Here is a 13,178-nt window from a genome sequence, read left to right as displayed (position 1 = left end):
TCATCAGACGGAACCTGACGGTCATCAAAAAGGCCCGTCTCCTGAGAAGACGGGCCCCTGAACACACCGACCGGATCCCTGGATCAGGCGTCGTAGTACATCGCGAACTCGTGGGGGTGAGGACGCTGCCGGAGTTGCTGAACCTCCTCGTATTTGATGTCAATCCAGTTCTGGATGAAGTCATCAGAGAAGACGCCTCCCTCGGTCAGGAATCCCCTATCGGCATCCAGAGCTTCGAGGGCGCCATTGAGAGATGGCGGAACCGTGGAGATGCTGGCGAGTTCCTCGGCAGGCAGTTCGAACAGATCCTTGTCGAAGCCGTCACCGGGATCGATCTGATTCTTGATGCCGTCGATGCCGGCCATCATCATGGCGCTGAAGGCCAGATAAGGATTGGCCAGGGCATCACCCGAGCGGAATTCCAGACGCTTGGCCTTGGGGCTTGGGCCTGTGAGAGGGATGCGGACGGCGGCGGACCGGTTCCCTTCGGAGTACACCAGGTTCACAGGAGCTTCAAATCCGGGCACCAGTCGCTTGTAACTGTTGGTGGTGGGGTTCGTGAAGGCGAGGAATGCCGGAGCGTGCTTCAGGATTCCACCGATATACCAGCGAGCCGTCTGGGAGAGGTTGGCGTAGGTGCCTTCTCCGAAGAACAGGGGCTGGCCGCCCTTCCAGAGGCTCTGGTGCACGTGCATTCCGGTTCCGTTGTCGTTGAAGACAGGTTTCGGCATGAACGTGGCCGTCTTGCCGTACTTCTTCGCGACATTGCGGACGACGTACTTGTACGTCATGACGTTGTCGGCCGCCTGGATCAGCTCAGCGAATTTCATGCCCAGCTCGTGCTGGCCAGCGCCGGCCACTTCATGGTGGTGCTTCTCGATGGGAATCCCGAGCTGGCCCATGAGCAGAAGCATCTCCGAACGGATGTCCTGGGCTGTGTCGTTCGGAGCGACGGGGAAGTACCCCTCCTTCTCCTGGATTTTGTAGGCGAGGTTGCCGCCTTCCTCGAGGCGACCGGTGTTCCAGCCCGCCTCGATCGTGTCAACGCTGTAGAAGGCGCCACCGGAGGACGAGTTGTAGCGGACGTCGTCAAAGAGGAAGAACTCAGGCTCAGGACCGAAGAAGGCCATGTCAGCAAGGCCGGTTGAGCTCAGGTAATCGAGAGCCCGCTGGGCCAGGGCGCGAGGGCAGCGCTCGTAGGGCAGACCGGTGCGTGGCTCCTGAATCGAGCAGATCATGCTCAGGGTTTTGTGCCGGTAGAACGGGTCCACCCAGGCGGTGTTGGCGTCGGGCACCATGGCCATGTCGGAGGCCTGGATGCCTTTCCAGCCGCGGATTGATGAACCGTCAAAGGCAAGGCCCTCGGTGAAGGACTCCTCCTCCAGTAGATCGGTGCAGACCGTGAGGTGCTGCCACTTGCCGTGGAGGTCAGTGAACTTGAGGTCGATCAGTTCAATGCCCTCGTCTTTGATCTGACGGAGGACATCCTGTGAAGTTTTTGCCATGGAAAGACGTCTCGGCCCTAGGCGTGCTTTCAAGACCGTAAAGATCCTGAATACCCCATTGTGTAGCAAGGGGTACAAAATTCTCCACCCATCACCTGGGGCGACATCTCTGCCCGGCCGGTTCCGCTGACGCTCCTCGTAACCGTTTCTGTCAACTTCGCTGGAACTCAGGCCCTCAGAGGCTTTTCGCCGGATGACAGGTGTTAGCTTCCAGCCGGGAATGTCTGTCGAATCCACAGCATGCGCGACGCCATCAGCGGATTGATCGGTCGATATGACCAGCAGGGTCGTTACTTCGACCGCATGGCCATCGACCGGATCGAGTCGTTCCTTGGTGAGTCCGAACTTCGGATCCGCGCCGTGGAGCTGATCAACCGCGATGCCGCCGAGATCGTCCGCGAGGCGAGTCAGGCGCTGTTCCTGGATGAGCCGGAACTGCTGCTCCCTGGAGGCAACGCCTACACCACAAGGCGCCTCGCGGCCTGTCTGCGGGATATGGATTACTTCTTGCGCTACGCCAGCTATGCCCTCGTGGCTGGAGACAGCACAATCCTCAACGAGCGGGTGCTCAACGGTCTGGATGACACCTACAAGAGCCTCGGGGTACCAACCGGTCCGACGGTTCGAAGCATCGTGCTTCTCGGTGAGGTCGTCTGTGAACGTCTCCGGTCCGATGGGGTCCCCCTGGAGCGCCTGGCTACCGTCCGAGAGCCCTTTGATCACATGGCCAGAGGCCTCGCTGAGACCAACGTCCGTCAACGCTGATCAGAAGCTTCAACGACTGCGTTGCAAACTGACGGATTTCGACCGCTGGGTGAGATGAGTGCGTAGCATCTGCGGCCAGACCTCCTGCTCAGGGCCTTGGCGACGACCCACTCACTCCTTCCCGTAGACGACAGTCACCGCAGGAGCTTCGATCCGATCGCCACCCCGGACAGATTGCTCCTCGGACCGGGGCCGTCCAATGCCCACCCGACGGTGCTGAAGGCACTGTCACGGACGCCCATCGGCCATCTCGATCCGCTCTACGTGGAATTGATGAGCGAGGTTCAGGAACTGCTTCGTTACGCCTGGCAGACCGAGAACCGACTCACGCTTCCGATGAGCGGTACCGGTAGCTCCGCCATGGAGGCAACCCTGGCGAACACCGTCGAACCCGGTGACACCGTTCTCATCGCGGTGAAGGGGTACTTCGGTTTACGGCTTGTGGACATGGCCGGTCGCTACCGCGCCGACGTCAGAACCATCGAAAAGCCCTGGGGAGAGTGGTTCTCCCTCGAGGAGCTCGAGGCGGCGATCCTCGAGCACAACCCGGCGATCCTGGCGATGGTGCATGCCGAAACCTCCACAGGGGTCTGCCAGCCCATGGAGGGAGTCGGCGACCTGTGCCGCCGGCATGACTGCCTGCTGCTGCTGGATACGGTCACGTCTCTCGGCGGTGTTCCGCTCTACATCGATGACTGGCAGGTCGATCTCGCTTACAGCTGTAGTCAGAAGGGACTCAGCTGCCCCCCTGGGCTTGGTCCCTTCACCATGGGCCCCCGCGCTGAGGCCAAGATGGAAGCTCGCCGGGACAAGGTGCCGAACTGGTATCTCGACGTCTCCCTCCTCAACAAGTACTGGGGCAGCGACAGGGTCTACCACCACACAGCGCCTGTGAACATGAACTTCGGCATGCGGGAGGCCCTGCGTCTGCTTGCCGAGGAAGGACTGGACCAGTCCTGGGCCCGGCATCGTCGCAATGCGGAAGCGCTCTGGAGCGGCCTGGAGGCACTTGGTCTTGAAATGGTCGTTCCCGAGGAGCATCGGCTCCCCACCCTCACCACCGTTCGCATCCCTGAAGGGGTTGATGGAAAGGCATTCAGCCAGCATCTGCTCAACACCCACGGCATCGAGGTGGGTGGTGGCCTCGGCTCCCTCGCCGGCAAGATCTGGCGTATCGGTCTGATGGGCTACAACTCAACCCCCGAAAACGTCGACCGGCTGCTTGATCTGTTCAAGACCGAGCTCCCCAGCTTCAAGGGGACCGTCGCCGCCGCTGCCTGAACCAGCCTTCCAGCTGATCTCGGGCTTCGATCCGTAGAACCCCTCCCTGCACCGTCATGTGATGGTGAGCACTGGCATGGGTGGACAGATCGAGGCTTCCCCCCAGGCCCCCTCGCTTGGGATCGGGTGTTCCAAAGATCACACAGCCCATCCGCGCCTGCACAAGGGCTCCGGCACACATCGGGCACGGTTCAAGCGTGACGATCAAGGTGCAGTCGTTGAATCTCCAGTCGCCCTGAACCCAGGCGGCCTGCCTGAGCGCAACCAGTTCGGCGTGACCAAGAGGATCCCTCCCCGTCTCGCGTCGGTTGCTGCCATGGCCGATGCAGCGACCTTCTGCATCCAGAACCACGGCTGCCACCGGCACTTCCCCGGCCTCACCGACCCTCTCCGCCCGCTGAAGCAGCACGGTCATCCAGCGCTGCACGGTGGCTTCCCGCATCAACGCACATCGAACGATCTGTGAGCACGTTCCCACGAAAGGCGAGGATCAGCGAAGCTCCACCGTTGCCGGTGCACGCCAGCTCCGATCTGCGTCAGCCCGTGACCTGGCTTCCACCCTTCGCCTCCCCTGACAGCCCGGACCCTGTCCTGCGCCATTTTCTTCATCAGGCGAGCGACCTGCTCTGCGAGTGGATTGGCACGGCCGCGGACCGCCCACCGCTGCCCATGGTCCGTCCCGAGCCGGAGCTGGTGCCCGGGGATCAGGGATGCGACGTACCGGCGCTGTTGAACGACCTGCAGATTGTCATGGACGGGGCCTATCAGCCGTCCCACCCCGGGGCGCTGGCCCACCTTGATCCCCCTCCGCTCACCGCCTCGATTGCGGCGGATCTGATCTGTGCAGGCCTGAACAACAACCTGCTGGCCGAGGAACTCTCCCCAGGCCTGTCCAGCCTGGAGCGCCAGCTCTGCCGCTGGTTCTGTCAGCGACTCGGGCTGCCTGAGAACGCCGGAGGTGTGCTGGCCACAGGTGGAACACTCAGCAACCTGATGGCCCTGGTGACTGCCCGCAGCCTGCAAGGCCCCGGTGATGGCGTCGTCCTCTGCAGTCGGGATGCTCATGTTTCCCTTCAGAAGGCGACACGGGTGATGGGTCTGGCCGGAGACGGTCTGCAGCAGCTTCCCGTGGACAGCGAGGGTCGCCTCTGCTCCACCGCTCTCGAGCAGGCGCTGCAGGATCTTCACCGCCGTGGTCGACCCTGTCTTGCGGTGGTGGCGACAGCGGGCACGACGATCCGCGGTGCCATCGATCCTCTTGCTGAGATAGCCACCGTCTGCCGTCGCTATGAGGTCTGGCTTCACGTGGATGCTGCGATCGGGGGCGTCTTCGCTCTCTCGGAGGACTGGTTTCCCCTGTTTCATGGGCTTGAGCAGGCGGATTCGATCACGCTCAATCCGCAGAAGCTTCTGGGGATCGCCAAAGCGTCCTCCCTCCTGCTGGTCCGGGATATCGGTCATCTGCATCAGAGTTTCTCCACCGGCCTGCCGTACATGGACGGCGCCAGCGGTGAGCCCCATGGCGGTGAGCTCGGATTGCAAGGCACACGTCCTGCCGAAGTGCTGAAGCTCTGGCTGGGACTGAGACAGCTCGGTGAGCAGGGAATCGCGATGGTGTTGCGATCGGCCCTCGAGCGGCGGGACCATGTCCGTCGTCGGTTGGACTTGGACCGGTTGACGCTGCTGGACGGCTCACTGCATCTGCTGTCCCTGCATCCCCACGCCGCTGATGCGGACCATTGCGACTCCTGGTCGCAGACCACCCGCCAATGGCTTTTGGGTCAGGGGTTCATGCTGTCGAGACCGCGCTACGGCGACCGCTATTGCCTGAAGGCCGTCTTCGGCAACCCCCACACCGGACCCCAGCACCTGGACCGGCTGGCTGAGCTGATCAATGACTCGCTCCTCTGAGCGTCATCCCTCAGAATCGCCCCACTGCGCAGTCTGTGATGAAGGAGGAACGAGGCCGTTCCCGCTGGATCGCCATCATCACCGGTGCGATCTCCGTCGCCATCGGCGTTCTCTATCTCGGGATGATCACGGTCCTGGACGCCCGCGGTCCGATGCTCCCCCCTCCTCCCGAGGCTCTGGCCGGGGTGGGAGCTTCCGATCTGGGCGGCGCTGCAACGGTTCCACCACCTGCCGCACAGCCATCTCAAGAAAGCTCCTGAGAGAGGCCTCTCGACGGTTCAGTTCAAAGGCCTGCCGCACGGCATCCTGAACACCTCCGTCCCCCCAGTCCTGATCCTGCTCGAAATAGCGGATGAAGCTGAAGCCGGCGATGCGGGTCAGCCAGGCCGCAGCAACGCCCTGAATCGCCCGTCCGGCCAGCAGGGTCGGCAGACTGAGGCTGAGAGCGGTTCCGATCAGGCTCATCGCTCCCTTGACCAGTCCCAGGGTCGCCAGCGTCCGTCCCACGGACAGCGCCAGCTCACGAGCCCGATCTCTGGAGAGTTCGACTCCATAGACGCCGGCCATCTCCATCACCATCTGGGCATTCACGGCAGCGGTTCCCAGCAGGTCAACGCCGGGCAGCGGCGTGGCTGCCACGACCCCGCCACTGATCCAGCTGTAGCGGTCCACGCAGCGTTGAGCCTCCCGTCGTCGCTGACGGTTCAGCAGCTGGCGACCCTGCTCATCCAGCCTGCGGCACTGCAGAAGGATGTTGTCGGCGATCAGTTCCTCGCCATCAGCGTGGAGCACGGCTGCGAGCCGCTGCAGCAGGTCCACCACATCCGGTGCCGGTTGAAGCGGCTGGCCCCCCGGTCTGGGAATCGACTGGGGTGAGGCACTGCAGGCGATCACATCCAGCTCCTCCACCAGACCTCTGCAGCGGTGACGCAGCACCTCCAGCAACCGTCGCTCCTCCTCAACACCCCGCAGATCACGCTTGTTCAGCACCAGGAGCAGACGTTTTCCAAGGTCGGCGATCGACTGCAGAACGCCGAACTCGGAGGCCCTCAGATCTCCATCCACCACCACAAGGAGCAGATCGGAACGCACGGCCACCCTCCGTGCCGTTTCCTCACGGGTAAACCCGGCGTCCCCGGCCTCGAGGATGCCGGGGGTGTCCACCAGCTGCAGGCCACGCTGCAATCCCCGCAGTTTCAGGCGATAGGTGCGGCTGTGCTGGGTGGAGCCCATCGCCGCAGCGACCTCCCCCACCATCTCCTGAAGCAGTGCACGGATCAGAGAGGTCTTCCCGCTTGAGCCGCTGCCGAACACGGCCACCACGAGGTCGCCGCGCGTCAGATCCTCCGCGACCCGCTGCCGCTCCCGTCGCAGTCCCTCGCGGGTGATGTCGTCCTGAAGCTGTTCCAGTACGCGGTCGATGCTGTCCAGACTGCGGGTCGCGGCCTCGCGCCGATCGCTCGGGACCTGAATCTGCGGTTCCGTGGTTTGATCTGGCCGCCGCTTCCGTCGCTGCCAGCTCTGCCACCATGGCCAGCCGATCTGGATCCCGAGAGCGAGGATCAGGCCGACGGCCAGCAACAACACCGGAGTGAGCAACCAGCCCGGCAGCAGATAGCTGAGATCCCAGAGCAGGCTGCGGACCGCCTGGAGGATGGCTCCGATCACCACAAGGGCCAGGAGCCCTGCAGCAAGGCCGATCAGCAACCGGCTGCGCGGCGGAATCATTGCGTGACGCTGCCGCGACCCGCTGCCCGGATGATGTCGCCCCAGAGGACCGCGGCAAGGGCGCTGGAGCTGGCGGTCGGACTGTTGTCGTCGTTCCCCAGCCAGATGCCGAGCACCCATTGACGCGAGGGTTCGTAGCCGATGAACAGCAGATCACGACCGTCGTTCGTGGTGCCCGTCTTGCCTCCCTCCTTTCCGCCGAGATAGGCCCCTCGACCGGTGCCGTTGCGCACCACCGCCTGCAGCAGCGTCTGCATCCGCTTGGCAGTCTCGGGCCGGACGGCCTGACGCTCGGCGTTGAGACTTCCGCTGCCGGTGGCTGTGAGACTGCGGCAGGACCTGGCCTGCTCGGCTGTGCAGGTTTCCGCGTCCACAAGCCTGCGGATGGTGGTCGGTGGATGCCACAGTCCGTCGTTGGCCACCGCGGCATAGGCACTGGTGAGTTCGATCAGTCGGACTTCGCTCTGACCGAGGGCAAGACCCGGTACGGGGTCGAGCGCTGTGGTGATACCGAGAGCCCTGGCCTGACGCACGACCTGCTCCAATCCGATCCGACGGGACAGTCGCAGGGCTGCGGTGTTGTTGCTGGACGCAAAGGCGCTCAGCAGCGTCAGTTCGCCCTTGCAGGTGCTCTCAAAAGTCTGACCTCCCCATTCCAGCCCCTCGCAGTTCAGCTTGGTTCCCGGGCTGATACCGCGCTCCAGCGCCGCGAGGTAGGTCATCAGCTTGAAGGTGCTGCCGGGCTGCCTCAGCGCCATCGTGGCCCGGTTGAACTGGCTGAATCGGTAGTCCCGGCCACCGGCGATGGCGAGAACACCACCGTTGCGGCTGTCAAGCACCACCGCTGCCCCCTGCCCGACGCCGAGGCCCGCGCTGCTCTCGAGCAGATTCTGTAGCTGTCGGACCACCACGGACTGGAGCACAGGGTCGAGATGGGTCTCGATCAGAAAATTCCCTTCCGCTGCCACCTCCGGTCCCACCAGGGCAGTCAGATCTCGGCGCACCTGGTCGCTGTAGAAGGGTGCTGTACCGGCATTGACCAGGCTGCAGGCCTTCGGCGACAGCTGGATCGGTCGACGACGGGCTTCGCGGGCGGCTCCCAGGGACAAGCGCCCCTCATCGGCCATCTTGTTGAGCACAAGATTGCGCGCCTCCAGTGCCCGCTGGGGGTAACGGCAGGGATCGTGTCCATTCGGAGACGGCAGCAGGCCCACCAGCAGGGACGCCTGCTCCAGGTTGAGCTTGCTGGCCGAGGTGTTTAAGTAGGCCCGGGCGGCGTCCTCGAATCCGAAGCCGACACCGAGATACACCCTGTTCAGATAACTCAGCAGCAGCTCTGCCTTGCTGAAGCGGCTCTCCAGCTGCAGAGCCACCAGCAGCTCCCTCCATTTGCGTTCGATCGTGTCGCCCTTCCCGACCTGATCGGGATACAGGCTGCGGGCCAGCTGCTGGGTGAGACTGCTGCCACCTTCAAGCACCTCGCCACCAACGACATTGGTCATCAGTGCCCGCAGAGTGCCGATGGCATCGATGCCGGGATGCCACCAGAAGCGGTTGTCCTCGCTGGCCAGCAGAGCATCGACGATGGATGGAGAAAACTCCTGGATGCTGCCGAGTTCACGGTGGCGCTGGGAATCAGCAGATCGGATCGGCTGGTTGTTCCGGTCGTAGATGGCGATCGGACCCTGAACCGTGGCCAGCCGCCCGCGGACCGGGACACTGAGATTGGCGAGAAGCAGCAAGGCACCGGTGGTGCTGAGACCCGCCACCACCAGGGCCCCGGTCAGCCAGGCAAGACGCCGACCGTTGTGTTCACTGGGGTTGATGAATCGAAGAGTCGGTGATCCCGCCTCGGAAGCGGGTGCCAGGGCAATCCGGTCACCGTCACGCAGTTCCAGTTCTCTGACACGGCGGCCCTTCCACCAGATCCCGTTGGTGGAGTCCTGATCGATCAGCAGCCAGTGCCGTCCACGACGTTGCAGAAGAGCATGCAGGCGGCTGATGGCCGGGTGATTGAGCGGAACCTCGAGACTGTCCTCACGCCCGAGTCGATAGCCGTCTCCATGCAGGGGGATGCTTCGGTCCGGCTGATCCAGCTGGTGAACAACCAGGCTGGACACTCCGGATTCAGCAATGCGTTCAGCCACGGCGAATCCCGCTGCGGTTCGACCAGAGGTCCACAGCGAAGCAGATCACGGCGAGATTGATGGCGACATCAGCCGGATTGAAGATCGGGAAGTCGATCGGTACAAGGGCCAGAAAATCGACCACATAGCCGAGCCGCCAGCGGTCCAGTCCATTGCCGAGACTGCCCCCCAGCAGGAAGCCGACAGCGAGCCCCTGCCAGATCGGAAGCCTCTGCTGGCGCCAGAGCCAAATCAGAACGACGATGACCACCACCAGACTCAGCAGTCCAAGGAGCGGTGTCGCTCCCCGCAGCAGGCTGAACGCTGCTCCGGTGTTGTGCACCAGGCGCAGATCCAGCAGACCGGGAACAACCTTGATCGAGCGGCCATCGCTCAGCAGGGCCGTGATCCAGGCCTTGCTCAGCTGATCACAGAGCACAACGGCGACGGCGATCAGAATCACGCCACTCCGTCCCAGCACGCGATGGTTCATCCCGGCACCATCAGCAGACGGCGCAGCACGACGGCGATCAGGCCCACTCCGCAGCACAGCAGGAGCTGCGCCGGCAGGGGACCCAGTGAGTACTGAACGATCAGCTGCGGCAGGGAGACGCTCCAGCGGCTCAACAGAGCACCAAGGCCAAGGTTCAGAAGTCCGCAGAGCTGCAGAACCATCAGCCCCGCGATGGCGGAGCCGGTCTGCGCGGTCAGATCCCCCATCTCGTTCTGCTGGGACAGCCGTCCTGTGAGCCAGGCGGCCGGAATGAATCCGGCCAGATAGCCGAACCCGGGCTCGAGCACATAAGTGATTCCGCCACCGCTCTGGAACACGGGCAGGTCAGTGAGGCCGATGCTCAGATAGGCGACGGCAGCGATCACCCCTGCCCTGGGACCACAGACCAGTGCGCAGAGCAGCAGGGCCGGGACCTGCCAGGTCGCCGGCAGCTCCACCACCGACAACGGCAACGGCACCAGCAGGGCTGCCGGCAGCAGACTGCCGATCAGGATCAGCAGCAGACCGGCGAGGGCGCCGCTCCATGTGGCCAGGGCCCGCACGGCTTGGCTTCGACTCGGCCCATCCTGCTTGACAATGCAAGACCTGCCCAGACTCCATGGATGCGTCGATCGGCGACCGCTTGCGCCTGAAAGAACCCCTGCCGTACCTGAAGACGGCGGATCCCATGCCCATGCTGCGACCTCCGGACCTGGTCGAACCCGGAGAGATCGGTGAGGTGGTGGCCCTGCGCCCGCTTGACACCCTGGCTGTGCGCTTCAGGCGCGGCACGTTTCTGATCCCCGTGGATCGTCTCGAGGCCGTCGCTCAGGACCGCGACGACTGACTGCACCAGAGCCGGCTGAGGGTCTCCAGAGACTGCCGGGGTCCGCAGAGACTCAGGTTCGGTCTGTGCAACCAGCGATCCGCCACCTGCCGGAGTGCCTCTGCATCCAGCGATTGCAGACTGCTCTGACACTGCTGATCGAAATTCTGCGGCAGTCCGAGGCCGCACAGCTGCACGTTGCGCTCGGCCCGTTGGGAACAGGTCTGGCCGGCATGGGCCATCTGGCCGGTGAATTTGGCTCGGGCCAGGGCCAGCTCAGCCTGGTCGAGGAGCCCCTCCCGGAGCTCCCACCAGATCTGCATCAGCAGGCGCAGGGTGAGATCAGCCCGATCGGCACTGGTCGAGGCATGCAGAAGAAACGGAGCTGCGCCGGCGCGGACCGGATGATGCACGCCGGTTTCATAGGCGACACCGTTCTCCTCCCTCAGCCGCTGGAACAGGAGGCCCGACATTCCGGCCCCGAGATGACAGGCCAGCAATCGCAGGGCGAGATCATCCGGATGTCCGTGCGGGATGGTCGCCTGCCCCAGCATCACGACCACCTGTTCCGTGGCCATCACCGAACCGTGCAACCGGTTGTTCGAATGCTCCGCACCGGTGTCCGGCAGCCTGCCGGCATCGCCAGTCCCGGGCGGCCAGGAGGCGAACCCGGGCAGCGTTCCGAACTGCTGGGTCAACTGGTCAGGCCACTGGCCACAGAGCGCCAGAACAGCCGGTTGCCGTTGCAGATCAGAGGCGAGGGGTTCGAGTGCGGATCGCTCGAGGCTGATCAGATCCGCTTCGATTCCCAGCGGATCGTGGCCATAGCCGCCCTCGCCGTAGGTCAGGTTTCGCCAGCCGTCAAAGGCGATCTGCACCGGGTCCTCGCGCTGGCGCACCAGGGCCTGAACCGACAGCTGCCGCTCCAGCTCCAGCTGATCAGGCTCCAGGTGCGGGGCCGTGACCATCCAGGCCAGGCTGGGGAGCAGCTCCGGACCATCCTCGCTGGTGCAGCGCAGGCTGATCAGCAGGCCATCCTCGTGAGCCTCGCTGCGTAGTCCTGCTCCCCGGCCTTCGATCAGTTCAGCCAGTTGCTGGTGGTTGTGCGGACCGCATCCTCTGGTGAGCAGGGCCGCCAGAAGCTGATGGGCACCACGCTGTCCGGAGGGATCACATGCGCTTCCCCTGGGCAGCAGCAGCTTGGCTGCCATCACTCCAGGCGTGGAGCGTGGCTCGAGCAGCAGTTGAGGCCGTCCCATCACGCTGCCGCTCCGGGGGTGGCGATCAGGGTGCAGGCTCTGTCGCTGCTGAGCGTCGGCATCAGCTCCTGCAGGAGGCGGTCAGCACTCCAGTCGTTCAGAACCTGCAGGGGTTGCAACAGGTCCTGCTGACGCTCCCAGAGCTGTTGATTCCCCGCTGTGCCAGCCACCTGCGCCGTGGATTCAAGTGAGTAGCGCAGTCCGTTGCCAACGAGCTGTCGGGCTCGATTCAGCTCCCACTCGGCTGGTGGCTCATGGAGGCTCCTGGCCAGTTCTGTCTCGAGCTCCCGTTCCACATTCGCCAGATCCTCCTCTCTGCAGCAGATCTCGAGGGTGACCAGGCTCCCCTGCTCCAGCACCGTGAGATCCATGTCCACGGTCTCCGCGATGCGCAGTGTCTCCCGCAACCGCCCGACCAGACGACTGCGTCGTCCCTCGGCAAGAAGCGTGGTGGCCAGATCCGCCCCCATCACCGTGTCCTGATCGGCTGCTCCCGCTGTTGACCACAGCATCAACAGCCGGGCGGACTCGAGGCGATCGACCCGGATCGCATGGCGGCCGCTGCGCACGGCCGCAGCCGGCGTCGGGTTGGCATCGAGCGGTGCCGGCTCCAGATCCATCAGCGCTGAGGAACGGATGTGTGCTTCCAGGAATTCATCCGGAGCGCCGGCGATGGCGAGACTGCAGTTCGAGCCCCGGTACCGACGCTGATGAAAGCGACGAACCATGTCCGGTGTCATGGCCATCAGGCTGGAACGTGCGCCGAGGATCGGCCGGCCGTAGGCATGGTCCGGACAGCCTCGGCTCAGCAGCAACTGCAGAACCAGTTCGTCGGGTTGATCGGCACACTGGGCGATCTCCTCAAGCACAACTTCCCGCTCGGTGCTGAAGTCGCGCTCCAAAACCGCCGGATGCAGCACCAGGTCAAGCAACAGATCCAGGGCACGGGTGGTCTGCTCGGCGGGAATCAGCACATGGAAATGCACATCGTCGAATCCGGTGGCCGCATTGGAACTGCCTCCGAGAGCTTCGATCTCGCGATCGAACGCACCTGCTGGCAACTGATCGCTGCCTTTGAACACGAGATGTTCAAGGAAGTGCGCCATCCCCTCTTCTCCCCTCTCTTCGCTGGCGCTTCCAGCGCGACACCAGAGATCAAGGCATGTCAGCGCAGCCTCCGGCATCGCCGCTGTCACGCAGCGGACGCCGTTGGGGAGTGTCCAAGGGGTGAGGTCAGGTCCGACCAGCGAAGTGCTCAGAACTACGTGGCAAAGTTCCATTCTG

At 63.9% G+C, this 13,178-nt stretch carries 12 protein-coding genes; 4 read left to right on the top strand and 8 right to left on the bottom strand.

What is annotated here, in order from left to right; genetic code table 11:
* Positions 1–83 precede the first annotated feature (83 nt).
* Complete coding sequence (gene glnA / locus SynA15127_RS07495; protein ID WP_186483536.1) at positions 84–1,505, bottom strand: type I glutamate--ammonia ligase; 1,422 nt, start codon at positions 1,503–1,505, stop codon at positions 84–86.
* Between the two features lie 240 nt (positions 1,506–1,745).
* On the opposite strand from glnA, the gene SynA15127_RS07490 reads away from it, so the two are divergent.
* Positions 1,746–2,270: an allophycocyanin subunit beta gene (locus SynA15127_RS07490; protein WP_186483535.1), complete on the top strand. Its 525-nt coding sequence runs from the start codon at positions 1,746–1,748 to the stop codon at positions 2,268–2,270.
* Positions 2,271–2,366: 96 nt separating this feature from the next.
* Complete coding sequence (locus tag SynA15127_RS07485) at positions 2,367–3,551, top strand: alanine--glyoxylate aminotransferase family protein (RefSeq protein ID WP_186483534.1); 1,185 nt, start codon at positions 2,367–2,369, stop codon at positions 3,549–3,551.
* On the opposite strand, the gene SynA15127_RS07480 is transcribed toward SynA15127_RS07485, so the two are convergent.
* Entirely contained in the window at positions 3,523–3,993 is a 471-nt protein-coding gene (locus tag SynA15127_RS07480; protein WP_255475649.1) for a nucleoside deaminase, read from the bottom strand. The genes SynA15127_RS07485 and SynA15127_RS07480 overlap by 29 nt on opposite strands.
* A 71-nt stretch (positions 3,994–4,064) precedes the next feature.
* On the opposite strand from SynA15127_RS07480, the gene SynA15127_RS07475 reads away from it, so the two are divergent.
* Positions 4,065–5,462 carry an aminotransferase class V-fold PLP-dependent enzyme gene (locus tag SynA15127_RS07475; RefSeq protein WP_186483533.1) on the top strand — a complete coding sequence of 466 codons (1,398 nt, stop codon included), beginning with the start codon at positions 4,065–4,067 and terminating at the stop codon, positions 5,460–5,462.
* A 126-nt stretch (positions 5,463–5,588) separates the two neighbouring features.
* Here the strand turns inward: SynA15127_RS07475 and SynA15127_RS07470 are convergent, their stop codons facing one another.
* The 4 genes from SynA15127_RS07470 to SynA15127_RS07455 are packed head-to-tail and all read right to left on the bottom strand — an operon-like array spanning position 5,589 to position 10,372.
* Positions 5,589–7,190 carry a YcjF family protein gene (locus SynA15127_RS07470; protein ID WP_370593970.1) on the bottom strand — a complete coding sequence of 534 codons (1,602 nt, stop codon included), beginning with the start codon at positions 7,188–7,190 and terminating at the stop codon, positions 5,589–5,591.
* Positions 7,187–9,337 (bottom strand): transglycosylase domain-containing protein, encoded by a 2,151-nt coding sequence (locus SynA15127_RS07465; RefSeq protein WP_255475431.1) that lies wholly within the window; start codon positions 9,335–9,337, stop codon positions 7,187–7,189. Before SynA15127_RS07465 ends, SynA15127_RS07470 begins: the two co-directional genes overlap by 4 nt.
* Positions 9,330–9,809 (bottom strand): signal peptidase II, encoded by a 480-nt coding sequence (gene lspA, locus SynA15127_RS07460; RefSeq protein ID WP_186483532.1) that lies wholly within the window; start codon positions 9,807–9,809, stop codon positions 9,330–9,332. The genes SynA15127_RS07465 and lspA overlap by 8 nt, the downstream gene beginning before the upstream one ends.
* A complete protein-coding gene (locus tag SynA15127_RS07455) occupies positions 9,806–10,372 on the bottom strand; it encodes a biotin transporter BioY (protein WP_043691320.1) in 567 nt (188 codons plus the stop codon). The genes lspA and SynA15127_RS07455 overlap by 4 nt, the downstream gene beginning before the upstream one ends.
* A gap of 56 nt (positions 10,373–10,428) precedes the next feature.
* On the opposite strand from SynA15127_RS07455, the gene SynA15127_RS07450 reads away from it, so the two are divergent.
* On the top strand, positions 10,429–10,656 hold the full coding sequence (locus SynA15127_RS07450) for a DUF3148 domain-containing protein (RefSeq protein WP_186483531.1): 228 nt from the start codon (positions 10,429–10,431) through the stop codon (positions 10,654–10,656).
* Here SynA15127_RS07450 and SynA15127_RS07445 read toward each other — a convergent pair.
* Together SynA15127_RS07445 and SynA15127_RS07440 are read right to left on the bottom strand one after the other, a co-directional pair.
* Positions 10,638–11,894 (bottom strand): pitrilysin family protein, encoded by a 1,257-nt coding sequence (locus tag SynA15127_RS07445; protein ID WP_186483530.1) that lies wholly within the window; start codon positions 11,892–11,894, stop codon positions 10,638–10,640. The genes SynA15127_RS07450 and SynA15127_RS07445 overlap by 19 nt on opposite strands.
* Entirely contained in the window at positions 11,894–13,174 is a 1,281-nt protein-coding gene (locus SynA15127_RS07440) for a pitrilysin family protein (protein WP_186483529.1), read from the bottom strand. Before SynA15127_RS07440 ends, SynA15127_RS07445 begins: the two co-directional genes overlap by 1 nt.
* Positions 13,175–13,178 lie beyond the last annotated feature (4 nt).

It is taken from the genome of Synechococcus sp. A15-127 (assembly GCF_014280215.1).
GTDB lineage: Bacteria > Cyanobacteriota > Cyanobacteriia > PCC-6307 > Cyanobiaceae > Parasynechococcus.
The sequence above is the reverse complement of the archived record's forward strand: the minus strand, read 5'-3'. Positions and strand labels throughout refer to the sequence as shown.